Annotated in this window: 23 protein-coding genes; 13 read left to right on the forward strand and 10 right to left on the reverse strand. The window is 70.2% G+C overall.

Features of this window, described 5'->3' with window-relative positions:
• Positions 1–47 precede the first annotated feature (47 nt).
• The 8 genes from OO70_RS01135 (at position 48) to OO70_RS01170 (ending at position 7,563) form a co-directional block, all read left to right on the forward strand.
• Complete coding sequence (locus OO70_RS01135) at positions 48–974, forward strand: SGNH/GDSL hydrolase family protein (protein WP_051740433.1); 927 nt, start codon at positions 48–50, stop codon at positions 972–974.
• Positions 975–1,091: 117 nt separating this feature from the next.
• Positions 1,092–2,732, forward strand: coding sequence for a phosphoglucomutase (alpha-D-glucose-1,6-bisphosphate-dependent) (gene pgm, locus OO70_RS01140; RefSeq protein ID WP_043663486.1), 1,641 nt, complete (start codon positions 1,092–1,094; stop codon positions 2,730–2,732).
• Positions 2,733–2,831: 99 nt separating this feature from the next.
• Entirely contained in the window at positions 2,832–4,715 is a 1,884-nt protein-coding gene (gene nhaA / locus OO70_RS01145; RefSeq protein ID WP_043662598.1) for a Na+/H+ antiporter NhaA, read from the forward strand.
• Positions 4,716–4,809: 94 nt separating this feature from the next.
• The gene (rpmG, locus tag OO70_RS01150) at positions 4,810–4,974 is read left to right on the forward strand and encodes a 50S ribosomal protein L33 (protein ID WP_043662600.1); all 165 of its coding nucleotides are present in this window, start codon (positions 4,810–4,812) and stop codon (positions 4,972–4,974) included.
• Between the two features lie 75 nt (positions 4,975–5,049).
• The gene (locus OO70_RS01155) at positions 5,050–5,298 is read left to right on the forward strand and encodes a type B 50S ribosomal protein L31 (RefSeq protein ID WP_043662602.1); all 249 of its coding nucleotides are present in this window, start codon (positions 5,050–5,052) and stop codon (positions 5,296–5,298) included.
• On the forward strand, positions 5,295–5,417 hold the full coding sequence (gene ykgO, locus OO70_RS01160) for a type B 50S ribosomal protein L36 (RefSeq protein WP_043662604.1): 123 nt from the start codon (positions 5,295–5,297) through the stop codon (positions 5,415–5,417). Before OO70_RS01155 ends, ykgO begins: the two co-directional genes overlap by 4 nt.
• Positions 5,418–5,548: 131 nt before the next feature.
• On the forward strand, positions 5,549–6,379 hold the full coding sequence (locus OO70_RS01165; protein ID WP_043662606.1) for a PP2C family protein-serine/threonine phosphatase: 831 nt from the start codon (positions 5,549–5,551) through the stop codon (positions 6,377–6,379).
• A gap of 218 nt (positions 6,380–6,597) precedes the next feature.
• The gene (locus OO70_RS01170) at positions 6,598–7,563 is read left to right on the forward strand and encodes an MASE1 domain-containing protein (protein WP_043663489.1); all 966 of its coding nucleotides are present in this window, start codon (positions 6,598–6,600) and stop codon (positions 7,561–7,563) included.
• A gap of 4 nt (positions 7,564–7,567) precedes the next feature.
• On the opposite strand, the gene OO70_RS01175 is transcribed toward OO70_RS01170, so the two are convergent.
• Positions 7,568–8,704, reverse strand: a complete 1,137-nt coding sequence (locus OO70_RS01175) for a PP2C family protein-serine/threonine phosphatase (RefSeq protein ID WP_043662608.1) — start codon at positions 8,702–8,704, stop codon at positions 7,568–7,570.
• Between the two features lie 188 nt (positions 8,705–8,892).
• Between OO70_RS01175 and OO70_RS01180 the strand changes: the two genes are divergently transcribed.
• Complete coding sequence (locus OO70_RS01180; protein WP_043662610.1) at positions 8,893–9,621, forward strand: hypothetical protein; 729 nt, start codon at positions 8,893–8,895, stop codon at positions 9,619–9,621.
• Here the strand turns inward: OO70_RS01180 and OO70_RS01185 are convergent.
• The 6 genes from OO70_RS01185 to OO70_RS01210 form a co-directional block, all read right to left on the reverse strand.
• The gene (locus OO70_RS01185; RefSeq protein WP_043662612.1) at positions 9,587–10,120 is read right to left on the reverse strand and encodes a TerD family protein; all 534 of its coding nucleotides are present in this window, start codon (positions 10,118–10,120) and stop codon (positions 9,587–9,589) included. The two genes, OO70_RS01180 and OO70_RS01185, sit on opposite strands and share 35 nt — an antisense overlap.
• Positions 10,121–10,227: 107 nt before the next feature.
• Complete coding sequence (locus OO70_RS01190) at positions 10,228–11,289, reverse strand: M20 family metallopeptidase (protein ID WP_106971606.1); 1,062 nt, start codon at positions 11,287–11,289, stop codon at positions 10,228–10,230.
• Between the two features lie 175 nt (positions 11,290–11,464).
• On the reverse strand, positions 11,465–12,910 hold the full coding sequence (gene argG / locus OO70_RS01195) for an argininosuccinate synthase (RefSeq protein WP_019056089.1): 1,446 nt from the start codon (positions 12,908–12,910) through the stop codon (positions 11,465–11,467).
• Between the two features lie 145 nt (positions 12,911–13,055).
• Positions 13,056–14,057 carry an ABC transporter substrate-binding protein gene (locus OO70_RS01200; protein WP_043662616.1) on the reverse strand — a complete coding sequence of 334 codons (1,002 nt, stop codon included), beginning with the start codon at positions 14,055–14,057 and terminating at the stop codon, positions 13,056–13,058.
• Between the two features lie 76 nt (positions 14,058–14,133).
• Complete coding sequence (locus OO70_RS01205; protein ID WP_043662618.1) at positions 14,134–15,195, reverse strand: ABC transporter permease; 1,062 nt, start codon at positions 15,193–15,195, stop codon at positions 14,134–14,136.
• Positions 15,192–16,010, reverse strand: a complete 819-nt coding sequence (locus OO70_RS01210) for an ATP-binding cassette domain-containing protein (RefSeq protein ID WP_051740435.1) — start codon at positions 16,008–16,010, stop codon at positions 15,192–15,194. The genes OO70_RS01205 and OO70_RS01210 overlap by 4 nt, the downstream gene beginning before the upstream one ends.
• Before the next feature lie 163 nt (positions 16,011–16,173).
• Here OO70_RS01210 and OO70_RS01215 point away from each other — a divergent pair, with 163 nt between their 5' ends.
• Positions 16,174–17,199 (forward strand): LacI family DNA-binding transcriptional regulator, encoded by a 1,026-nt coding sequence (locus OO70_RS01215; RefSeq protein ID WP_324604825.1) that lies wholly within the window; start codon positions 16,174–16,176, stop codon positions 17,197–17,199.
• 37 nt (positions 17,200–17,236) lie between these two features.
• On the opposite strand, the gene OO70_RS01220 is transcribed toward OO70_RS01215, so the two are convergent.
• A complete protein-coding gene (locus OO70_RS01220; RefSeq protein ID WP_019056094.1) occupies positions 17,237–17,452 on the reverse strand; it encodes a DUF4177 domain-containing protein in 216 nt (71 codons plus the stop codon).
• A 274-nt stretch (positions 17,453–17,726) separates the two neighbouring features.
• On the opposite strand from OO70_RS01220, the gene OO70_RS01225 reads away from it, so the two are divergent.
• The 3 genes from OO70_RS01225 to OO70_RS01235 all read left to right on the forward strand — a co-directional run bounded on the left by OO70_RS01225 (position 17,727) and on the right by OO70_RS01235 (position 20,017).
• On the forward strand, positions 17,727–18,389 hold the full coding sequence (locus tag OO70_RS01225) for a DUF6629 family protein (RefSeq protein ID WP_043662623.1): 663 nt from the start codon (positions 17,727–17,729) through the stop codon (positions 18,387–18,389).
• 106 nt (positions 18,390–18,495) lie between these two features.
• A complete protein-coding gene (locus tag OO70_RS01230) occupies positions 18,496–18,762 on the forward strand; it encodes a DUF6959 family protein (RefSeq protein ID WP_043662625.1) in 267 nt (88 codons plus the stop codon).
• A gap of 238 nt (positions 18,763–19,000) precedes the next feature.
• Positions 19,001–20,017: a carbon-nitrogen hydrolase family protein gene (locus tag OO70_RS01235; RefSeq protein ID WP_043662627.1), complete on the forward strand. Its 1,017-nt coding sequence runs from the start codon at positions 19,001–19,003 to the stop codon at positions 20,015–20,017.
• A 69-nt stretch (positions 20,018–20,086) separates the two neighbouring features.
• Here OO70_RS01235 and OO70_RS01240 read toward each other — a convergent pair whose 3' ends face one another.
• On the reverse strand, positions 20,087–21,577 hold the full coding sequence (locus OO70_RS01240; RefSeq protein WP_043662629.1) for an L-fucose/L-arabinose isomerase family protein: 1,491 nt from the start codon (positions 21,575–21,577) through the stop codon (positions 20,087–20,089).
• 45 nt (positions 21,578–21,622) lie between these two features.
• Entirely contained in the window at positions 21,623–22,912 is a 1,290-nt protein-coding gene (locus tag OO70_RS01245; protein WP_043662631.1) for an MFS transporter, read from the reverse strand.
• Positions 22,913–23,038 lie beyond the last annotated feature (126 nt).

Consider the following 23,038-nt stretch of genomic DNA (forward strand, 5'->3'; position numbering starts at 1 on the left):
GTCGGGCCCGCCCCTTCGCACCGTCTCGTACCTGGGGGAGGAACTTCATGAACCGTGAGACGCATCCGGCCGCGACGGCACACCACCGCGGCAGGGCCGTGGCGGTCGCGGCGGCGGTCAGCGGCTGTGCCCTCGTCATGGCGTCCGCGACACCCGCGGCGGCGCACAACTCCGGGCAGGGGCACGGAAACGGCCGCACCACGCAGTACGTGGCGCTCGGGGACTCCTACACCTCGGGCCCGTACATACCGACCCAGGTGGACGCCAACTGCGCCCGCTCCGACCACAATTACCCCTCGCTGGTCGCGGCCGACCGCAGAGGGACCGTGCTCGACGACGTGAGCTGCAGCGGGGCGACGACCGAGGAGATGTGGAAGGCGCAGGGCACCAACCCGCCCCAACTGGACGCCGTGCAGCGGGACACGGACCTGGTGACCGTGCAGATCGGCGGCAACGACATCGGGTTCAGCACGATCATCGGCACCTGCGTCAAGCTCAGCGCCACGGACCTGACGGGCAACCCGTGCCAGCGCTACTACAACTCCACCGGCGTCGACCAGTTGGCGCTGGCCGTCCTCAACACCGCGCCGAAGGTGACCAAGGTGCTGAGGGCGGTCCACAAGCAGGCACCGCACGCGCGCGTGGTCGTCGTCGGCTACCCGGACCTCCTGCCCGACGACGGCAGCGGCTGCTACCCCCAAGTGCCGTTCGCCGCCAAGGACTTCCCCTATCTGCGCGACACCGGCAAGCGCCTCAACCTGATGCTCCGTGTGGTGGCCGCGCTGAACGGGGCCGAGTACGTCGACACCTACGGTCCGACCGTCGGACACGACATGTGCAAGGCACCCGCGGACCGTTGGATAGAGCCGCTGCAGCCCGCCTCCCCGGCGGCTCCGGCGCACCCCAACGCGAAGGGCGAGGCGGCCATGGCGGGCGCGGTGCTGAAGCAACTGGACAGGCGCCACCGGTACTGACCGACAGCGGCGGCCCGGGTTTTCCACAGGCGGAGGGGGTGTACTCGCTAAACGCGCCCCTGACGAGGAAAGATGGGGCCGTACGCGAAGTCGGTCGACACAGAGGAGCGGGCCAACATGCCACACGAGCGAGCGGGCGAACAGGCCCGCGCAGAGGATCTCGTCGACGTGGCCCGACTGGTCACCGCCTACTACGCGCTGCACCCGGACCCCGCCGAGCCGGGGCAGCGCGTCGCGTTCGGCACCTCCGGGCATCGGGGCTCGTCTCTGGCGACCGCGTTCAACGAGGACCACATCGCCGCCACCAGCCAGGCCATCTGCGAGTACCGGGCCGACCAGGGCACCGACGGCCCGCTCTTCCTCGGCGCCGACACGCACGCGCTGTCCGAGCCCGCGAAGGTCACCGCGCTGGAGGTGTTCGCCGCCAACGAGGTCACGGTCCTCATCGACAGCGCGGACGGCTACACGCCCACCCCGGCGGTGTCCCACGCGATCCTCGCCCACAACCGCGGCCGTACCTCGGGCCTCGCGGACGGCGTCGTGGTCACCCCGTCCCACAACCCGCCCGCCGACGGCGGCTTCAAGTACAACCCGCCGAACGGCGGCCCGGCCGGCTCCGAGATCACCTCCTGGATCCAGGACCGCGCCAACGAGATCATCACGAGCGGCATGAAGGACGTCCGCCGCATCCCGTACACCCGCGCGCTCGCCGCCCCCGGCACGGGCCGCTACGACTTCCTCGGCACCTACGTCGCCGACCTGCCGAACGTGCTCGACCTGGACGCGATCCGATCGGCCGGGGTGCGCATCGGCGCCGACCCGCTGGGCGGGGCGTCCGTCGCCTACTGGGGCCGGATCGCCGAGGAACACCGGCTCGACCTGACCGTCGTCAATCCGCTCACGGACCCGACCTGGCGGTTCATGACGCTGGACTGGGACGGCAAGATCCGCATGGACTGCTCGTCGCCGTACGCGATGGCCTCGCTGATCCAGCAGCGTGACCGGTTCGACATCGCCACCGGCAACGACGCGGACTCCGACCGGCACGGCATCGTCACGCCGGACGCGGGCCTGATGAACCCCAACCACTATCTGGCCGTGGCCATCTCCTACCTCTACGCCCACCGCGGTCAGTGGCCCGCCGACGCGGGTGTCGGCAAGACGCTGGTGTCCTCCTCGATGATCGACCGGGTCGCCGCCGACCTCGGGCGCCGGCTCGTCGAGGTGCCCGTCGGCTTCAAGTGGTTCGTGGACGGACTGGTCGATGGCTCGCTCGGCTTCGGCGGTGAGGAGTCCGCCGGCGCCTCCTTCCTGCGCCGTGACGGCTCGGTGTGGACCACCGACAAGGACGGCATCATCCTGGCGCTGCTCGCCAGCGAGATCACCGCGGTCACCGGAAAGACGCCGTCGCAGCACTACGCGGCGCTTACGGACCGGTTCGGCGCGCCCGCCTACGCTCGCATCGACGCCCCGGCGTCGCGTGAGGAGAAGGCGCTGCTCGGCAAGCTCTCACCCGCGCAGGTCACCGCCGACACCCTGGCCGGCGAGCCGGTCACCGGCGTCCTCACCGAGGCACCCGGCAACGGCGCAGCCCTCGGCGGCATCAAGGTGACGACCGCCAACGCCTGGTTCGCGGCGCGGCCCTCCGGCACCGAGGATGTGTACAAGATCTACGCCGAGTCCTTCCTCGGCCCTGACCACCTCGGCCAGGTGCAGGAGGAGGCGAAGGCCGTGGTCGGGGCGGCACTCGGCGGCTGACCCGGAGGCCGTGGTGCGGGCTGCCGTAGGAATGAACGGTGTGGCGGCCGGTGTTGGGGCGACACGTGAGTCATGACGCTAGGTGGAAGTGAACCCCGGATGTCCTTCGAAACGACCGACTACACGGGGCAGACCACGTGCGGCGACGAAGCCCGCACGCCGCTGCGTGACTTCCTTCGGACCGAGACCGGCAGCGCGGCCGTCCTGGTGGCGGCGGCGCTCGTTGCGCTCGTGTGGGCCAATGTCACACCGTCGGCGTACGAGTCGTTCTGGCAGACCCACCTCTCCGTCCGGCTCGGCTCGCACGGGGTGTCGCTCGATCTGCGCGAGTGGGTCAACAGCGGGCTCATGACCCTGTTCTTCCTTGTCGTCGGCCTGGAGGCGCGCCGCGAGTTCGACATGGGTGAGCTGCGCGAACGCAGGCGGCTGACGCTGCCGCTCGTCGCGGGGGCCAGCGGCATGCTCGTGCCGATCGCCATCTACCTGGCGATCAACAGCGGGCACGGGACGGCGAACGGCTGGGGCGCGGTGATGTCCACCGACACGGCGTTCGCGCTGGGCATGCTGGCCGTCGTGGGCCGCCACATGCCGCCCGGGCTGCGGGTCTTCCTCCTCACGATCACGGTCGTGGACGACTTCCTGGCGCTCGTGGTGATCGCCGTCTTCTACAGCGACCACATCGCCGTACCGGCGCTCCTGGTCGCCGTGGGCACGTTCGCCGTCATCATGCTGCTCCGGCGGTTCAGGGTGCGCCGGGGTCCGGTGTACGCGGTGCTCGGGCTCATCGCCTGGGTCGCCCTGCTGAAATCGGGCGTGGACCCTGTCGTCATCGGACTCGCCATGGGACTGATCACGTATGCCTATCCGGCGGGGCGCGACGACCTGGAACGCGCGACCGGCCTGTTCCGGCTCTTCCGTGAGCAACCCACTCCCGAGCTGGAACGCGACGTACGGGCCGGCATCGCCGCGTCGATCTCCCCGAATGACCGGCTGCAGCGCATGTACCACCCGTGGGCGAGCTACGCCGTGGTCCCGCTGTTCGCACTGGCCAACGCCGGGCTCCAGATCAGCGGGGAGCAGCTGGCCCGGGCGTTCACCTCGCCCGTCGCGCTGGGCATCCTCATCGGGTACGTCGTCGGCAAGCCGCTCGGCATCGTCTCCTCGACGGCACTGACCAGGCTGCTGTCCCGGGGCCGGATCAGACCGCCGGTCGGCTGGGGCGCCGTGACCGCGGGCGGCACCCTCGCGGGCGTCGGCTTCACGGTCTCCCTGCTGATCGCGACCCTCGCCTTCGACGGGACCACCCTGGAGGACGCGAAGACGGGCATCCTCACCGCAGTCATCTACTCGTTCCTCGTCGGCCGGCTGGTCACCGGGGTGATCGGACTGCTGCCGCCGCAGGTGAGGCCCAGGGTGCTGTTCGGCAGGGCGGAGACCATCGTCGACCTGTCCGTCCCCGTGGACCCCGACCGCGACCACCTGCGCGGACCTCGGCACGCTCCGGTGACCGTCGTGGAGTACGGCGACTACGAGTGCCCCTACTGCGGGCAGGCCGAGCCCGTCGTCCGCGAACTGCTCGGCTCCTTCGGGGACGAGGTGCGGTACGTGTGGCGGCACCTCCCGCTCACCGACGTGCACTCCCACGCCCAGCTCGCCGCCGAGGCCGCTGAGGCCGCCGCGCTGCAGGGCGGCTACTGGGAGATGCACGACCTGCTGCTCAGCCATCAGGGCGCCCTGCGCTTGAAGGACCTGCGGGGCTATGCCGAACAGATCGGCCTGGACACCGCCCGCTTCGAGCGCGACATGCGGGCTCACGCCGGTGCGGGCCATGTCGCCGAGGATGTCGAGTCGGCCGACCTCAGCGGCGTCGCGGGCACCCCGACCTTCTTCGTCAACGGCCGCCGCCACCATGGCGCGTACGACATCGACGGGCTGTCCCAGGCCGTACGGGCGGCTCGTGAACGGGCCGCGGTGGCGGCCTAGCGGGCGGGAATGGATTGCCGGGTGCCCGTGTTGAGACGTACGTAGCTGACATGCTCGGGACAAGATCCCGGGATGTGGGCGGAAGGAGGTCCTCATGGCACGCACCACGAACCGTCCGGTCGTCACCCTGAAGTCGACGGCCGGGACCGGCGTCACCTACGTGACGCGCAAGAGCCGTCGCAACGACCCCGACCGGCTGGTCCTGCGCAAGTACGACCCGGTGGCGGGGGAGCACGTCGCATTCCGCGAAGAGCGCTGAACCAGGCGCATCGACCGCGCCACGAACCAAGCAGAGCGGCCGTCCCACCGTGGACGGCCTGAGGAAGGAAGCACCATGAGGTCTGGCATCCACCCCGTGTCCCGTCCGGTCGTCTTCCGCGACGGCGCGGCGGACACCGCGTTCCTCACCACCTCGACCGCGCAGTCGGCGCGCACGATCGAGTGGGAGGACGGGAACACCTACCCGCTGATCGACGTCGAGATCTCGTCGGCCAGCCACCCGTTCTACACCGGGAACACGCGGGTCGTGGACACCGCGGGCCGTGTGGAGCGCTTCGAGCGCCGCTACGGGAGGAAGTCATGAAGGTCCGTAATTCCCTTCGCTCACTGAAGTCGAAGCCCGGCGCGCAGGTGGTACGCCGCCGCGGTGTGACGTTCGTGATCAACAAGAAGGACCCGCGCTTCAAGGCCCGCCAGGGCTGACGCGGCGCGTACGACAGGTCGGCCCGGCCCCGCTTTTCGCGGTGGCCGGGCCGACGTCGTTCCTGGGCGGAACCTGTCGGGGCAAAACCGTTCTTTATGCTTAAAGGGTTACTAACCCTCTGGAGTGGTCAATGTCCCGCAAGCGCCCCATGGACGACGGTGACGAACTGCTGGCCAGGCTCGGGACGCTGACCGCCCAGGCACGCGAGCGGGCGGAGCTGCAGCGCTCCCTGCTCGAACTGGCCGTCGCCCTGCAGCGCGGCATGCTTCCCGGAGACATGCCCGTCACCCCTCGCTTCCACCTTGCGGTCCAGTACTCGCCCGCCAATCACGGCCTCAACGTGGGCGGCGACTGGTACGACGCCTTCACGATGCCCGACGGACGCATAGGCCTGTCCATCGGCGACGTCCAGGGCCACAACATCGAGGCGGCCGCGTTCATGGGCCAGGTCCGGGTCGGCCTGCGCGCGCTCGCGTCCGTCACCAGCGAGCCCGGCGAACTCCTCGCCCTGACGAACGACCTGCTCCTGTCCCTCGGCACCGAACTCTTCGCGACCTGCACCTTCCTGCGGCTCGACCCGATCACCGGAGTGGTGGAGAGCGCGCGGGCGGGACACATACCCTCCGTCTGGGCCACGGCGGACGGCCGGTGCGGCATCACCGACGACGAGGGCGGACCGCCCCTCGGCATCGTCGCCGGGCAGCGGTACCCGGTGACCGAGCACCGGCTCACCACCGGCGGAGTCCTCGTCCTGGTCACCGACGGCGTGGTGGAGGGCCCCTCGATGAGCGTCGACGAAGGCCTCGACCAGGTGATGCGCCTCGCGGGCATCGCCGCCGTGGCGGGCATGGAGGCGGGCTCCCTCGCCGCCGCCGTGATCAAGGGGGCGGAACGCGTGGGGCACGAGGACGACGCGGCCGTACTGGTCGTAGGCCACGACGCGCCCGACACCGGGCCGTAGGGCTTGTCCCGGCAGGTGCTGACGAAGACCGACCGGCCGCTGCCCCGTACTGCCGCAGGCTTCCAGGGCAGCCGCACCACCGCCGGACGCTGGGCGGGGCCGACATGCGCGACCGCTCCAGCCGGCTCACCAACAGCGTCTCCGGACAATGCACCCAGCGCGCCCCCGCACCGCTCCTCGCCTCGCCGACACGGCCCGGGCAGTGTCTGATGGCAGCTGTGGTGGGTTTCGAGGATCTGCGGCGACCGGCCGGGTACGCCCTCCTGACGCTGGCCGTCGCCGGCAGCTACTTCGTGGCGGGACGGCTCGGCCTGCTGCGGCAGCTGGTGGTCGAGGGCGCGGTGTTCACACCCATCTGGCCCCCCACCGGCGTCGCGGTGGCCTGCCTGCTGATCTTCGGGCTGCGGGTGCTGCCCGGGATCGCCCTCGGCGTGCTCTTCGTGATCATGTCCCTCACCTCGCTCCACCTGACCGCGCTCGTCGTCCTGCTGGGCAACACCGTGGCCCCCGCCTGCGCCTACCTCATGCTGCGCCGGGTCGGCTTCCGCACCGACCTCGGCCGACTCCGGGACGGCCTCGCCCTGGTGTTCCTGGGTGCCCTGACCGCCATGCTGATCAGCGCGACCTGCGGGGTCGGCCTGCTCGTCGTCACCGACAAGCTGGCGGAGCACTCCTTCTGGCCGGTCTGGCTGGGCTGGTGGGTGGGCGACGCGATGGGGGTGCTGATCGTCACCCCGCTGCTGCTCGTCCTGCGCACGGTCCGCCTGCCCCTGGACCTGCACCGCTGGAAGGAGGCCCTGGGACTGGCGGCCACCATCGGCGTGATCGTCCCCCTGGTCACCCACAGCCACGTCAGTCTGCTGTTCCTGGTCTATCCGCTGCTGATCTGGGCGGCACTGCGGTTCCGCTTCGCGGGCAGCATGCTGTGCGCCCTGTTCGCCTCCGTCATGGCCACCATCGCCGCGACCCACGAGTCCGGCCCGTTCGCCCAGCTGACCCACGTCGAGGTGATGATGAAACTCCAGGCCTTCAACGGCACGATGGCACTCACCGCCCTGCTGCTGTCCTCCGTCATCACCGAGCAGCGCAACACCAGACTGTCGGTGGAACGCGCCTGCCAGGAACTGGCCGAGGTCCTCGAACACCTCACCGCGGGGGACCCGCGCCAGGGCGGCCGCCCGTGACCCGTCACGAGAGGCCCGCGTCGCCCCTCCTGCGCAGCACCAGCAGCGCGGTGTCGTCGCGGGGCGTGCCCGCCGTGTGCCGGCGCAGGTCGCCGTAGACGGTCGCCGGGACGTCCTTCGGGGGGACATCGCCCCAGGCCGCCGCACGCTCTTCGAGGGGATAGAACGTGCCGGACGGATCGCGCGCCTCGGTGACCCCGTCCGTGCAGAGCAGAAGCGTGCCGTCCGAAGGGAACACGAACCATTCGACGGTACGAGGCTCAGGGGCCAGCGCGTCGAGGCCCAGCGGAACGCAGGGCTCCTGCCTGAGCACCGGCTCGGCCCGCTCCTCGCGCAGCAGCAGCGGCGCCACATGGCCGCAGTTGATCGCCTGGACCTCCTGCTCGCCGTCGACGCCCAGGACGAGCGCCGTCACGAACCTTTCCCGCTCGCCGGTCTGCGCCGCGAAGGAGTTGTGCCGCAGCACCGCCTCCTCCAGGGCGTCGACCACGGCGGTGAGCGTGGGCTCGGCAACGGCCGCCTCCCGGAAGGCACTCAGAACGGCGAAGGCCGCGCTGATCGCCTGGAGACCCTTGCCCTGGACGTCGGCGATGAAGACACGGGTGCCGTACGGGGAGGCGACGACCTCGTAGACGTCGCCGCCCACCCGGCTGTCCTCCTCCACCGGCCGGTAGAGGCCGTGGACCAGGAGCTGGTCGGTCATCAGGGGGAACGGGCGCAGGATCTGCCGTTGCAGGGCAGCCGCCGCGGAACGCAGGCGCGCGATCTCGCCCTCCCAGCGGATCCGCTGCGCCGCCCGCGCCACGCTGAGGCCGTTGAACACCAGGGTGAAGGCGACGACCGCCGCGTCCGCGCCCGCCGTGCCCAGCGGACTGTCGATGAGGGAGCCGACGATCACGAGCGTCACCCACACGGAGGCGACGGTGGTCTGCCGTACGGTGCCGCGCCCCGCGATCAGCGCGGGCAGTACGACCAGAAAGGGAGCCGGCCGGGTGTCCCGGCCCAGCGCGATACCGGTCAACGCCACCAGCAGGGTGACGCTGACGAGCCAGAACACCACCACGGCCCAGCGGAGCGGAGGCGTGACCCGGTGCCCGGCGTCGGCCACGGTGGAACCGGCCGGATCTCTCGAGGTACGCACCGGCCCTCCCGCTGCCTTCATTCGTCGGACAACCGTCGGGAACGCTTCCCACTCTTCAATATCAGCCCCACGCGTACCGTACGCGAGCTGCGACGACAGGTCCGACCCGCCCCGGGATGGGCCTGACCCGTTCAGGGGGCTAGATTCCGATCCGTATGTTTGTCCGATGATGGGGGAGTTGGGGGAGCGTGTTCATCTGGCGCACATTGCGGGGTGAATGGCAGGGCATCGTCGTCGATCCTGTACGGCAGTTGCTGCGGCGGGGACTGCCGGGCCTGTCCCTGGCGTTCGTCGCCGCCTTCGGCGTCATCTTCTTCCACGCGCTGGCTCAGGACCCGACCGGCGCGGAGATCGTCCGGCACCTCGGCGGCGTCCAGGGCGACCTGCCGCTGTGGCTGGCCCTGCTGCGTACCCCCATCTCGCTGTACGTGCCCGCCCTCGACCTTCCGGTATGGGCCGGCATCACCCAGCTGTTCCTGGCGTTCGCGCTGGCCGAGCTGGCACTCGGCCGGGCCCGGACCCTGGTCGTCGCCTACGCGACCACGCTGGCCGGCACCCTCACGGTGCGCGTGATGCTGCTGATCGGGCCCGGCTGCGGGGGGCTCGGGCTACGGCCCGAGATCGGGCACGTCCTCGACACGGGGCCGTCCGCGGCGGTCGTAGGACTGTTCACCTATCTGGCCGTCGTCCGGCGTGCGCCCATCGTGTTCCTCCTCACCGGCGGATCGATGGTGTGGGAGTCGATCGTCAAACCCAACCTGGCGGGCCGCGAGCACCTGGTCGCGGTGGGCGCCGCCATCGTCATGGGGCTGGTCCACGAGCTGCGCCACAGGCGCCCGAGCGTCACGACGCTGCTTCCGCACTTCAAGACGAACGCACCGGTCAGGGCTGAGACACACTGCCCATCTCCGCGGTGAACCCCACCGGCTCACTGTCGAACCCCCGCACCATCGGGCGGAACTCCCAGTCCCCGGAGGCGTCCTTGGTGAACTCCCCGACCGTCGCGGCGGTGGACCCGGCCACCCCCGCGAAGTCGTCCGACAGCAACTCCTTGTAGCCCTCCACGACCAGCGCCCTGGCGTGCGACAGATCACCGAAGGTCCTTGTCCCGCCGTTCTGATGGATCGCCACGCCCACGACCACCCGCGCGAACGACGAGGCGAGGCGGTCGAGTTCGAGGACCATCACCTCCATGTACCCGTACCCCTGGCCGCTCTCGCTGTGCCGGCTCATGTTGATGGTGCCGTCCGGCGAGCGGCTCTCGGAGTTGACGACGTACACCGGGCGTCCGTGCGGGGCGTCGGCGGAGTAGGTCGCCGCGACGATGTCCAGATGGCGCGGCTGCTGCCCCCAGGGACTGGGATCCCAGCGGAGCCGGACTTCGACCTTCCCCACTACCTTGCTGATGCTGCTCACTGATTGCCGCTCCCGTATCAGGCCATCACGGGACGATCCCCCGCATGGTCAAGTATGGCTCTTCGACCGCCTGTTGATGCCGTCCGAGCGTGCCTGACCTGCCGGGGTCAGGCGTTCCGGATCGCGTCCACGAGCCCGGCGACCAGGTTCGCCCGCTCGGCCATCGACGCGACGAGCAGATACTCGTGGTCGGCATGGGCCCCGCCCCCGACGGCACCCAGACCGTCGAGCGTCGGCACCCCGAGCGCGGCCGTGAAGTTTCCGTCGCTCCCACCGCCGACGGCCCGGCCTTCGAGCCCGGGCAGCAACTGCTGGGCGACCGCGAACAGTTCGGCCGCCGCGGACTCGGGCATCGGCGGCCGTCCGACACTTCCTCGTACGGTGATCACGGCCTCGTCGAGATGAGGAGCGAGGGCGGCGAACGCGGACTCGATCCGCTCCTTCTCCTCTGCCGACTCGACCCGGACGTCCACGACGACGGTCGCCTCCGCCGGCACTACGTTGTCCAGCGTCCCCGCCGACGCGACGGTCGGGGTCACGGTCGTGCCGAACTCGGGCCGCGCCAACGCCACGATGTCCAGCACCTGGTGCGCCGCCTCGACCAGCGCGTTGACCCCGGCGGCGGGCTCCAGCTCCGCGTGTGAGGCCCGCCCGGCGACGGAGACCTCGAAAGTGCCACACCCCTTGCGGCCGGTCTTCACGGCCCCGCCGTCGGCGGCACCCTCGACCACGAGGACGGCACCACAGGCGAGGGCGCGTTCCTCGATCAGCGCTCGGGAGAAGAGGGAGCCGACCTCTTCATCCGCAGTCACCAGGATTTCGACACCGGACCGGTCGTCCAGCGCCGCCAGTCCATGGATCGCCTGCACCAAGCCGCCGAGCATGTCGAAGACACCGGGGCCGGTCACGCGCCCGTCCTCGATCCTGAACGGGCGACGCGCAAGGGTGCCGAGCGGAAACACGGTGTCGTGGTGACCGAGGATCAGCACGCGGGGTGTGCCACCGCCGGACCAGTGGACGTGCGGCCCGCCCTCGCTCTCCACCAGCTCGGCCCGCCCGCCGAGCCGCCCCTCGATGACACCGGCGACGGTCTCGGCCGATGTCCGCAGGGCGCCCAGGTCGCGGGAGGGGGACTCGATCTCGACGAGGGCGCGCAGGTCTTCGATCATCGCGTCGACACTCACATCGACGATCTTGGGTGTGGTCACGGGAGAAGGCTACGCGGGGAGGCGTGGGCGGCTTGTGGTCGGCTGCCGTGCGCCCCAGCTCCCCAATCGACGGAAGGCCGGCCCGACGCCCAACGCGTCGAACCGGCCCTACGGCGTCGCTGTTCCCCGGAGTCGGTCAGTCCGTGCCGGACTCCATCGCCGCGCGGTCCAGCAGCGCGTCGTCCTCGGAGACCTCGCCGCGGGAGGCGATGGCCTCGGCGCCGCCCTCGGGCATGCTGCCGATGAGGCCGGTCGCGGCGGCCTGCGCGGCGCCGATCGCGGTGTTGCCGGTGCCGATCAGGCCGAGGCCGGCGTACTGCTCCAGCTTGGCGCGGGAGTCGGCGATGTCGAGGTTGCGCATGGTGAGCTGGCCGATGCGGTCGACCGGGCCGAAGGCCGAGTCCTCGGTGCGCTCCATGGACAGCTTGTCCGGGTGGTAGCTGAACGCCGGGCCCGCCGTGTCGAGCAGCGAGTAGTCCTCACCGCGCCGCAGCCGCAGGGTGACCTCACCGGTGATCGCCGAGCCGACCCAGCGCTGCAGGGACTCCCGGACCATCAGGGCCTGCGGGTCCAGCCAGCGGCCCTCGTACATCAGGCGGCCCAGGCGCCGGCCCTCGTTGTGGTACTGGGCGACGGTGTCCTCGTTGTGGATCGCGTTCACGAGGCGCTCGTAGGCCGCGTGCAGCAGAGCCATGCCGGGGGCCTCGTAGATGCCGCGGCTCTTCGCCTCGATGATCCGGTTCTCGATCTGGTCCGACATGCCCAGGCCGTGGCGGCCACCGATGGCGTTGGCCTCCATGACCAGGTCGACTGGGGAGGAGAACTCCTTGCCGTTGATCGTCACCGGGCGGCCCTGGTCGAAGCCGATCGTCACGTCCTCGGTGACGATCTCGACCGACGGGTCCCAGAAGCGGACGCCCATGATCGGCTCGACGGTCTCGACGCCCGTGTCCAGGTGCTCCAGCGTCTTGGCCTCGTGGGTGGCACCCCAGATGTTGGCGTCGGTGGAGTACGCCTTCTCCGTGCTGTCGCGGTAGGGCAGCTCATGGGCGAGCAGCCACTCCGACATCTCCTTGCGGCCGCCCAGCTCGGTCACGAAGTCCGCGTCCAGCCAGGGCTTGTAGATCCGCAGGTGCGGGTTGGCGAGCAGGCCGTAGCGGTAGAACCGCTCGATGTCGTTGCCCTTGAAGGTCGAGCCGTCGCCCCAGATCTGGACGTCGTCCTCGAGCATCGCCCGGACCAGCAGGGTGCCGGTGACGGCACGGCCCAGCGGGGTGGTGTTGAAATAGGCGCGCCCGCCGGAGCGGATGTGGAACGCCCCGCAGGTCAGCGCGGCCAGGCCCTCCTCGACCAGCGCCGCACGGCAGTCGACCAGACGCGCGATCTCGGCGCCGTAGGCCTGCGCGCGGCCGGGCACCGAGGCGATGTCGGGCTCGTCGTACTGGCCGATGTCGGCGGTGTAGGTGCAGGGGACGGCACCCTTGTCGCGCATCCAGGCGACCGCGACGGAGGTGTCGAGTCCGCCCGAGAAGGCGATGCCGACGCGCTCGCCGGTGGGGAGGGAGGTGAGGACCTTAGACATGGGAAGATTATGCACCCTCGCGCATGGTCATGCAAAGTCCCCCCTCTTGGACCGGTCCCGCCGGATGCCTCAGGAACCCTGACCGGTCCTGCCGGGTGGCCTCCGGAAAGGGAAGCCACCCGGCAGGACCGCCGGTCGGGGTCCGTCAACAGCCCGCCTTGTAGAAGTACTTGCTGATCTCGGGCTGGTTCATGTTCGCCTTGGTGATGGCCACCATGTTGGTGCCGATCGACTTCTGGACGGTCTTGCCCTCGAAGGCGGCGGCGAGCTGGTCGACGGCCTCCTTGCCGATCGCCCCCGGGTCCTGGGCGACCAGGACCTGGAGGGTGCCCGCCTTGAGCGAGGCGACCTCGTCCGGTTCGGCGTCGAACGCGGCGACCTTCACCGTGCCCTGCTTGCCGGCCTGCTTGAGACCGGTGGCGATGCCCGTGCCGGTGTTGGTGTTGCCCGCGAAGACGCCGCCGAGGTCGGGGTGGGCCGCCAGCGTCGACTGGATCTGGGAGGCCGCGGTGGCCGGCAGGTCGTTGTCGTAGAGGGTCGGCAGCAACTTGATGTTCGGGTACTTCCCCATCTCCTCGGTGAAGCCCTTGATGCGGGCGTCGGTCGTGGAGACGCCGGGCTTGACGCTGATGACGATCGCCGAGCCCTTCTCGTCCATCAGCTTGGCGAGCGCGTCGGCCGCCACCCGGCCGCCCTTCTCGTTGTCGGACGAGATCCGGGTGATGCCGATGGAGGTGTCGGTGACCGTGGTGTCGACGAGCGCGACCTTGGTCCCGGACGACTGGATCTGCTTGAGCGAGGGGGTGAGCGCGCTGACGTCGACCGGCGAGATCAGCAGCCCGTCCGGCCGGGTCGCCGCCACCGAGTCGATGAGCGGACGCTGCACCGACACGTCCCACTGCGCGGAACCGTCCGCGGAGAAGTCCATGCCCTTGGCCTTGGCCTCGGTCTGCGCCGCGCAGGTCATGGTGATGTAGAAGGGGTCGCTCTTCACGCCGGTGATCAGCCGGACCTTCTTGCCGGAGGCGCCTCCCTTCGATCCCGAACCGCCGCTGTCGCTCGACGAACTGCAGGCGGCGGCGCCGGTGAGGGCCAGCACGGTGCCCGCGGCGACCAGTACTTTGCGCGTGATGCGAGTGCTCGACATAAGGATGTCCTCCTGGGTCATGCGAGGGTTGGGGCGAAGGTCTGGGCGGGGACAGGGGCAGAGAGCAGGTCGGGGGTCATGCGCGCTCTCGGGTCTTCCTGCGCATCTGGTCGATGTAGACGGCCACGACCAGGACGACGCCCACGGCGACGTCCTGCCAGTACTGCTGGACGCCGATGACGATCAGTCCGGTCGTCAGCACGGCGGGGATGAACACGCCGATCACCGTGCCGAGTACGGAACCCCGCCCGCCGAACAGGCTGGTGCCGCCCAGGACCACCGCGGTGATCACCTTCAGGTTGTCGGTGGAGTGCCCGGCGATGGACGTCGTGCCGTACGAGGCCAGCCACATCACCGCGCCCAGACCGGCGAGCAGCCCCATCAGGCCGTAGACCTTGATCAGGTGGCGGCCGACCGGGATGCCCGCGCGGCGTACGGCGGTCGGGTTCGAGCCGATGGCCAGGGTGTGGCTGCCGAACCTCGTGGCGCCGAGGACCGCGCCGAACAGGGCGGTGACCACGGCGGCGAGGATCACCATCCAGGGGATGCCGAGCAACTTGCCGAATCCCAGGCTGTTTTGGAGATGGGTCGCCGCGGCGCCGGCCGGGTCCTGGCCGCCGGTGGCGAGTTCGGCGATGCCCAGTGCCGCGCCGAGACCACCCAGGGTCACGATCAGCGGGGGCACCTTCCCGGTCGCCACCACCGCTCCTTGCAACGCACCCCAACCCGTCCCCACCGCAAGGGCGATGACGACGCAGACGACGACCGTGCCCCAGCCGGCGGTGGGCCCGCCGTGGTGGACGTTGTACTCGCCCGCCGACACCGCCGCCAGGACCAGCACCGAGCCGATCGACAGGTCGATGCCCGCGGTGATGATCACGAACGTCATGCCGACGCCGAGCACCAGATAGATCGACGCGTTCACCGCGATCTGCGTGATGTCGTACGTGGTGAAGAACTTGCCCGGCGCCGCGATCGTGAAGAACGCGACCAGCGCGACGAGGATCACGAATGTCCACAACTCGCTGACGCCGGCGGCCCGTCGAAGCCACGGAGGTACGGCGAACCGTCCGCCGTCGGACTCGGGCGCGTCCGGCGCCTTGGCCGTCGGCTTGATGTCCTGGCTGTTGGCGCTCATCGCCCGTCCTCCGCTTCCGTCGTGCCGACCGGGGCGTGGTTCCCGTTGTGCGCGGGTTCGTCCAGCGATCCGGTCATGGCTCCGACGAGTTCCTCGATCGTGGTGTCGGCCGCGGTGAACGAGGCGACCCGGCGCCCCAGCCGCAGCACTTCGACCCGGTCCGCGACCGACAGCACCTCGGGCATGTTGTGGCTGATGAGGACGACACAGATGCCCCGGTCGGCCACCCTGCGGACGGTCTCCAGGACACGGGCGCGCTGGACGACGCCCAGGGCGGCGGTCGGCTCGTCCATGAAGATGACCTTGTTGGCGAAGGCGACGGCGCGCGCTACGGCCACGGACTGCCGTTGCCCTCCCGACAACGTTGTCACAGGAGCCGTCACATCTTTCAGTTCGACGCCCAGCTCACCGAAGGCCGCAACTGCCTCACGGCGCATCGTGGGCCGGTCGAGCACGCCCAGGCGGCCGAGAAAGCCCCCGCGCACAAGTTCTCTGCCGAGATAGAGATTGGCCGCCGCGTCCAGGTCGGGCGCCAGCGAAAGATCCTGGTAGACGGTCTCGACTCCGTGCCGTTGCGCGTCCATCGGCCCCGTGAACCGGATCGGCACCCCGTCCAGGCGCACCTCGCCCTCGTCCGGGGTGAGCACGCCGGAAAGTACGTTCACCAAAGTCGACTTGCCGGCACCGTTGTCACCGATCAGTGCGACGACCTCACCGGCGTGCGCCGTGAAGTCGGCGCCCGAGAGCGCCTGGACATGGCCGAAACGCTTGACCACACCGTGCGCCGCGAGAAGGGGTTCTCTTGCAGAGGCCATGTTGTGCCTTCTGGTTGGTATCGTTAACAGCTCGTCGATTCTGGGAGGCCCGTGGGTGGGCGTCAAGGGTCGTGAACGAACGGGGAATTGGGCGGGCGCCGTCCGTCCGTCCGTCGGACAGGCCCCGGTCCGGTCGCGCTGGACGAGATCTGGAGGACGCGGCGTGGCCAGCCGTCCCAGGATGAAGGACGTAGCCGCGGAAGCCGGCGTGAGCGTGATGACGGTGTCCCGGGTCGTCAACGGCGAGGCGGGAGTCGCACCGCGGACCGCCGCCCGCGTGGAGGCCGCCGTCCGCAAGCTGGGCTACCAACGCGACGACGTGGCACGGCAGTTGCGCCGCACGAACCGATTGAGTCAGACCGTCGGACTGATGGTGGACAACGTTGCCGACCCCTTCATGGCGGCCGTCGCCTCGGCCATCGAGGACGTCGCCCACCGGCGCGGCAACATGGTGCTCATCGGCTCCAGCCGCGCCGACCCGCACCGCGAGCGCGAGGTCGTCGCGGCCTTCACCGCCCGCCGGGTCGACGGTCTGATCCTCACCCCGGTCGCGGGCGACCACCGGTTGTTGCGCTCGGCGCAGGCCCAGGGCACGAAGATCGTGTGCGTGGACCGGGCGGCGCCGGGCCTGGACGTGGACACCGTGGTGGTGGACAACTTCGGCGCGGTGCGGCGGGCTGTGGGCCATCTGATCGCGCACGGCCACCGCCGTATCGGCTACCTCGGCGACAAGCGGGAGATCTGGACCTTCGCCGAACGCCACCGCGGCTATCTGGCGGCCCTGAGCGCCGCGGGCATCGACGCCGACCCGACGCTCGTCCGGCACGGCTTACGGTCTGGCGCCGACGCAGCCCGGGCCGTCACGGCGATCCTCGCCGCACCCGAGCCGCCGACGGCCGTACTCGCGGGCAACGAAGTCCTCGCGTTCGGCGTGCTGGCCGTGCTGCCCGCCACCGTCGCGTTCATCGCCTTCGACGACTTCGCCCTGGCCGCGCAGCTGACCCCGCCGGTCACCGTCATCGCCCAGGACCCCGTGGCCCTCGCGACGAGCGCCGCGCATCTGCTCTTCGCCCGCATCCACGGCGATACGTCACCGCCGCGCAGGGTCGTCATGCCGACCGAGCTGATCCCGCGCGGGTCGGGGGAGATCCCGGGCCCCGGTACGCCGTTCCCAACGCATCGGCGCTGACGACTTCCGCCCCCCGTCCCGCGCACGGCATCGATGGTTACGCGCGAGGCCGCTCGAAGGTGAGGAGCAGGCCCTCGACCGCGCCGGGACCTATGCGGCCCTTGACGTCGGCGGCGGTGATGGCCTTCAGGCCCCAGCCGTCCTCGGCATGCTTGTTGAGGACCTTCTCCAGCTTGTCGCTGTCCAGGGCGTCGCCGATCAGCGACTCCCGGAAGCTGACGACCTTGTACTCGAACGTGTAGGCGTTGCTCATGGCTGCGATGTCCTCCTGTGCGTGCGCACGGTGTGCGGTGGGCGGGGTCAGCCAATCATGTGGGGACGCTCTCGCGCAGGCCGGGGGTGGTTTCGTGGCAGGGCCGTCAACTGGGCGGGGGGAGGGGCGTGTTGGGCGAAGCGGGGGTTGAAGGGTGCGCGCGGGTATGCCCTCGCGGCACGCCCCGGCGGTGGTGTCACCCGGCGCACGGCGGAGCGGAGACGTAGCGTGAACGCTGGCGCAGGCGGATGCGGACCGATCGCGTGGGAGAGAGATGTGCTGGAGTGCGAAGGCCGATCTCGTCGCGGGCGCGGGCATCCTCGCCGTCGGAGTGGCCTGTGTGGCCCGGACCCGCAGGCCCGCCGATCTGCCGCTGGCCGCGCTGCCGTGGGTGCTCGGTGTCCATCAGATCGTCGAGTCGCTGGTGTGGGCCGCCGGCGGAGGCACCGGCGCCGCCACCCTCACCTGGGCGGTCATCGCCCTGCCGTTGCTGGCGGTGTGGGTCCCGGCGGGAGTGTGGTGCGCCGCGCCACCACACGCGCGGCCCCGGGTCGGCGTACTGCTGGCGGTCGGGGTGGCGACGGCCGCGACACTCGCGTACGCCCTCGCCGCGCGCCCGGTGACTTCCGAGATCCGTGGCCACACCGTCGGGTACGTCGTCGACCTTCCCCACCCCCAACTGGTCGTCGCCGGCTACCTCGTGGCGACGGTCGGCTCACTCCTGGTGTCCGGTGACCGGGGGCTGGTGCTGCTGGGGAGCGTGTTCGGCGTCGGTGCGGTCGTCTGCTGGGCGTTGTGGCAGCTCGAGTTCGCCTCGACCTGGTGCGCGGTCGCCGCGGTGTCCTCGGTGATGGTGTTCTTCTGGGTGCGTGGCCGCAGTGGTGAACCCCGGAATCGACGGTACGTCAGTGCGTCCGGCGGCGGGTCCAGAGGGTGAGGTCGCTGCTCGTGGCGACGGCGAGGGTCTGCCCGGAGGGTCGAGCCGAATTCGGTTCTGCGTAACGTCGTTGATGTCAGCCGGTGACGTCGGGTTGGATGGCGTCATGGAGCGCATAGACGCAGAACTGTTCACTGACGGTGGGAACGACGCCGTGGTCCGGCTGCCCGGTCGCCGGTTCCCCGGTGTGCTGATCCAGGGCGACTCCCTGCACATCCTCCGCAGCGATGTGGCCGAGGTGGTGGAGGCCTGCGAGCGCGGGGATCTGGAAGACGCGGGGGAGTCCGCGGGCCTTCTGCTGGCGGGCCTCGACGCGCTGCTGAACCGTTACTCCGTGGCGTTGGAGAAGCACCGGATCCAGACGCCGTACTGAGGGGCGGGACTCTCGGCAGCAGACGGCATCGTGCGGCGCGACCATGGTCGGCTGGTTGACGGTGTAACGCGGCCACGGCATCATCGGGCGTGGCGTGGCCCAACGCCCAACCTCCTCCGGCCGTCCCCAGCGCGGCCCTGATCGGAGGCAAAGGGGCTTACTGTCTCGGGTCGTTCCGTGGTCTGCCGTCTTGTGCGTGGTCGCTGGGGGATTTCGCGCGGGACGTGGAAGGCCAGGAATGACAGCGAAAAGGAACTTCAAGCGCAGGGTGCGGGCTCGTGCCGCCAAGACGGGCGAGTCCTACACGACCTCACGGCGGCACTTCCGCCCGGCTCCCACAGGTGAGGCGGCATCGGAAGCGAAGCGGCTGCGGTTGGCCGTGGTCCAGACCGTCGTCCGCGAAGACCCCCGCGACGCCGCCGAGTTGCGCGCCAGCGGGGCGGACGTGCGCAGCCTCATGCGCGAGGCGCATCGCGCCGGCGCCAGGCTCGTGCACTTCCCGGAAGGAGCCACCTGCTTCCCGCACAAGCGGATCATGAGCGTCAACGGCCCTGACGAGGTCGGGCCGGCCGACTGGGACCGGTTCGATTGGAACGTGCTTCAGGAGGAACTGAACGCGACGGCGGAATTGGCGCGGGAACTGCAGTTGTGGACCGTGCTGGGCTCCGTCCACCGGCTCACCGCGCCCCACCGTCCGCACAACAGCCTGTACGTGATCTCCGACCGGGGCGAGGTGGCGACCCGGTACGACGAACGCATGCTGTCGCACACCAAGATCTCGTACATGTACGCCCCCGGCACGAAGCCGGTGACCTTCGAGGTCGACGGCATGCGGTTCGGGTGCGCGCTCGGTATGGAGGTCCACTTTCCCGAGCTGTTCATCGAGTACGAGCGGCTCGACGTCGACTGTGTCCTCTTCTCCACGACCGGCGCAGGGACACCCCACGACACCCGACTGTTCGCGACCGAGGCACAAGGGCACGCGTCCGCCAACAGCTATTGGGTCAGCTTCGCCTCTCCCGCACAGCTCAGCGAGTTCGTGCCGTCAGGGGTGGTCGCCCCCGACGGGGAGTGGCTCGCCCAGGGTCCACGGGACGGGACGGCCTCGGTGACCGTCGTCGACCTCGACACCGCATCGAGCGACGTGGAGGTCGCCGTGTCCATGGCACGGCCCTGGCGGCGCACGGCCCGCGCCGGGCTCTATGAACCGCACGTCGTGCGGGACCCGCGGAGCGACGACCGAAGTCTCTTCTGATCTACGGCTCAGGTGTCGGGCGCGTGTGTACGCGTGCGCCCGGCACCCGCCGGCGGCGAACAACCGCGCTCACACGTCCCGGTGTTCGATGCCCAGCAGGCTCGCGGCGGCGCGGAAGTCGGCGGTGTGGTGGCCGAGGGCGAGGGACCAGTGGTGGCCCACACCCGTCGCACTCCACGCGTCGACCCACTCGCCGGGGTCCCGGCCGAAGTCGACACGGCTGGTGGTGTTACCGATCGCGAGGTGCGGTCCGGGTACGACGGTGCCCTCGGAGGTGATGAACGAGAGGGTGCCGTCGGCGTCCTGGCCGAGGCCGAGGAGGGTGACGGGGCCGTGCTGGACGTCGAACTCCACGCTGACGCCCCAGCCGCGCTTGCCGTGGTAGACGCCCAGACCGCGCAGCAGCGGGTCACGGGCGCTGACGGCGAGGTGGGCGGGTCCGTCGTGGCCCATCTCCACCACGCCGTCCTCGAAGTCGAGGGCCTGGATCTCGGTGAAGGAGCCCCCGGCACCGATGCTCTGCGTCGCCAACTGGGCCAGGCTGGTGCGGAGTTCGTACTCACCGGCGGCCGGTACGCCCCGGGCGGTGAGGAGGGAGGCGCCCAGGATCATGCCGGCGCCGAGCCGTTCGTGCAGTTCGCCGTCGAGACCGCGGTGGTAGTAGGCGAGGGTGTCGAGGCCGAAGTCCGCGACGAGCCGGTCGAGGGCGACGGACACGGTCGCCCCCCACGCGAGGTCCTCGTCCACCACGCTGTCGTCCACGGCGAAGATCCGCCGGGCGAGAGCCGTGCGCTCACGGGTCTCGGCCTCGGTCACCTCCTCCACCCGGTGCCGCAGATCGTCGAACTCCAGCACTTCGACGTGCGAGCCGAACGTCGCCGGAAGCAGCGTCAGATCGGTCGACACGTCGAGCATGCCCGGATATAGATGCCCCATCAGACCGTGCCGGGCGTGCCGGAGCGCGGCACGCACCCGGGCGGCCCGGATCCACTGCTCGATGCGCCGCCACGCCGACTCCTGACGCAGCCAGCCCGACACCGACCGGAACGGGATGCCGGCCCGCCGGAACACGTTGCCGACCTCCGGCACCGGGCACTGCCCGCAGTAGGCGAGCCAGGCGCCCGTGTCGAAGGACGCGTGGTCCATCCGCTCGGACGGCTGGAGGTCGATGACCAGGACGGGGGTGTGCGAGCGCTGGGCGATCGGCAGCACCATCGACGAGGTCAGGTACGTCGTCAGGAACAGGACGATCAAGTCGCAGTCCGCCTGCCGGAGTTGCTCCGCGGCGACCGCTCCTTCCTGGGCGTCGGAGATGAAGCCGACGTCGGTCACCTCCGCGTCCATCTGCTGGAAGCGCTCGGCGACATACGCGGACGACTCCTTCAACTGCGGGAGCAGCCCGGGGAATTGCGGCCAGTAGGCGCCGAGCCCGCCCGCCACGAGTCCGATCCGGGTACGGCGGCGGGGCACCGGGGGAAGCAACTCGCGCAGGGCGGCGGCGCGTTCCGCGCTCACGGTCGTGGGTCCGGTGGTCACGGTCGTGGGTTCGGTCGTTGCCATGGGCGGTGTTCCTTCCGAGTGCCTGGGCCGGGCCGGTGTGGTTCTTCAGGTCCGGGCCACGCCCAGACCCGGCGCCGGGGCGGCGACCGTGCCCGGGGAACGCCGGATGAGGACATGGATGACGTACACGCCCGCGACCCCCGACGCCGCCATGCACAGGGTGATCAACCAGAGCAGGAGCGACGCGCTGTAGTCCATCAGGGCGGGCGTGACGAACGCGACGCCGGCGAAGACCCCGCGCGACAGGGCGTAGGTGAGGCCCTGGGTGGTGCCACGGGTGTCAGGGGGCAGCGTGAGCTGCGACCACACCTTGTAACTGGCCTCCCCGGCAAAGGGGTTGGAGATCTGGTACAGCACGAAGAAGACCAGCATGCCGACCAGGGCGCCGGCCGTGAGGGAGGCGATACAGAAGGCGATGACCTGCACGACCGTGAACACGTAGAACAGCCGGTCGCGCCAGGGGGTGTCGGCGATTCGTACGAAGACGAAGGTCAGCACCAACGCGATCGGCAGGAACGCCAGGTTGATCCCGGTGGCCAGGCTCTGCGAGGCACCGCTGACCGTGACCAGCAGGTAAGTGCCGAACTGGCCGAAGGTGTTGGCGCCGATGCCCCAGGTGACGTAGTAGACGAAGGTCGCGACCATCGGCAGCAGCGCGGCACGGTTCCACACGTTCTTGAGCTCGATGCCGTGGGGGACGGCCTCTTCGGCTACGCCGGTGTCCGCCGGCTCGGTGGCCAGCTTCAGCCGGGCGCGGAGCAGCCAGGTGACCAGCGCCGCGACGATCAGATGGCCGGTGATGAACCGTGCCCCGGTCAGGCCCGTGTCCGACAGGAGATAGCCGAGGAAGATGACGACGACGATGCCCAGCACCCACATGACCTGGGTGAAGGACACCAGACGTGCCCGGGCCTCGGCGGGCGCGGCATCCGAGACCACGGCAAGTGACGTCGGCAGATCGGCACCGGCGGCCAGTCCCGCGACGAGCACGCCGACGAAGAGCACGATGTCGTTCGGCGCCAGCGTGATGACGACCGCGCCCACCGCGTAGCAGAGGATGTCCAGGTTGTAGACACGGCGGCGCCCGAACATGTCGGCGAGCCGTCCACCGACGAGGGAGCCGACGGCGATGCAGCCGGTGACGATCGCGCTGATCGCCCCGGCCATCCACACGCCCATGTCGTAACTGTCGCGGTAGATCGCCAGGTTGACGGCGATGCTGACGATGAGCGCGGCGTCGAGGTAGGAGGCCATGCCCGAGAGGGCCGCGACCTTCCACAAGTACTTCGGAATGGGTTGTTCCGTGTGTTCCGTGGCACGTGAGAATCGGGTCATGATGCGGCTCCTCGCGGCTCTGGGCCGGGGTCGCAGTGAATATAGGGTTCAAAAAACGTTCCAACAAGCCCTCGTGCACCCATCCGTGGGAAGAAGGGCCGGACTCCTTCCCGCCCCTGGGAACCG

The sequence above is a fragment of the Streptomyces xylophagus genome (assembly GCF_000716435.1).
GTDB classification, from domain to species: Bacteria; Actinomycetota; Actinomycetes; order Streptomycetales; family Streptomycetaceae; genus Streptomyces; species Streptomyces xylophagus.

Coding starts and splice junctions, on each gene's coding strand:
- rpmG (WP_043662600.1), top strand. CDS start 4,810: ATGGCACGCACCACGAACCGTCCGGTCGTCACCCTGAAGTCGACGGCC.
- OO70_RS01245 (WP_043662631.1), bottom strand. CDS start 22,912: ATGACCCGATTCTCACGTGCCACGGAACACACGGAACAACCCATTCCG.
- OO70_RS01230 (WP_043662625.1), top strand. CDS start 18,496: ATGGAGCGCATAGACGCAGAACTGTTCACTGACGGTGGGAACGACGCC.
- pgm (WP_043663486.1), top strand. CDS start 1,092: ATGCCACACGAGCGAGCGGGCGAACAGGCCCGCGCAGAGGATCTCGTC.
- OO70_RS01210 (WP_051740435.1), bottom strand. CDS start 16,010: ATGGCCTCTGCAAGAGAACCCCTTCTCGCGGCGCACGGTGTGGTCAAG.
- nhaA (WP_043662598.1), top strand. CDS start 2,832: ATGTCCTTCGAAACGACCGACTACACGGGGCAGACCACGTGCGGCGAC.
- OO70_RS01240 (WP_043662629.1), bottom strand. CDS start 21,577: ATGGCAACGACCGAACCCACGACCGTGACCACCGGACCCACGACCGTG.
- OO70_RS01135 (WP_051740433.1), top strand. CDS start 48: ATGAACCGTGAGACGCATCCGGCCGCGACGGCACACCACCGCGGCAGG.
- OO70_RS01235 (WP_043662627.1), top strand. CDS start 19,001: ATGACAGCGAAAAGGAACTTCAAGCGCAGGGTGCGGGCTCGTGCCGCC.
- OO70_RS01155 (WP_043662602.1), top strand. CDS start 5,050: ATGAGGTCTGGCATCCACCCCGTGTCCCGTCCGGTCGTCTTCCGCGAC.
- argG (WP_019056089.1), bottom strand. CDS start 12,910: ATGTCTAAGGTCCTCACCTCCCTCCCCACCGGCGAGCGCGTCGGCATC.
- OO70_RS01205 (WP_043662618.1), bottom strand. CDS start 15,195: ATGAGCGCCAACAGCCAGGACATCAAGCCGACGGCCAAGGCGCCGGAC.
- ykgO (WP_043662604.1), top strand. CDS start 5,295: ATGAAGGTCCGTAATTCCCTTCGCTCACTGAAGTCGAAGCCCGGCGCG.
- OO70_RS01225 (WP_043662623.1), top strand. CDS start 17,727: ATGTGCTGGAGTGCGAAGGCCGATCTCGTCGCGGGCGCGGGCATCCTC.
- OO70_RS01165 (WP_043662606.1), top strand. CDS start 5,549: ATGTCCCGCAAGCGCCCCATGGACGACGGTGACGAACTGCTGGCCAGG.
- OO70_RS01200 (WP_043662616.1), bottom strand. CDS start 14,057: ATGTCGAGCACTCGCATCACGCGCAAAGTACTGGTCGCCGCGGGCACC.
- OO70_RS01220 (WP_019056094.1), bottom strand. CDS start 17,452: ATGAGCAACGCCTACACGTTCGAGTACAAGGTCGTCAGCTTCCGGGAG.
- OO70_RS01190 (WP_106971606.1), bottom strand. CDS start 11,289: ATGATCGAAGACCTGCGCGCCCTCGTCGAGATCGAGTCCCCCTCCCGC.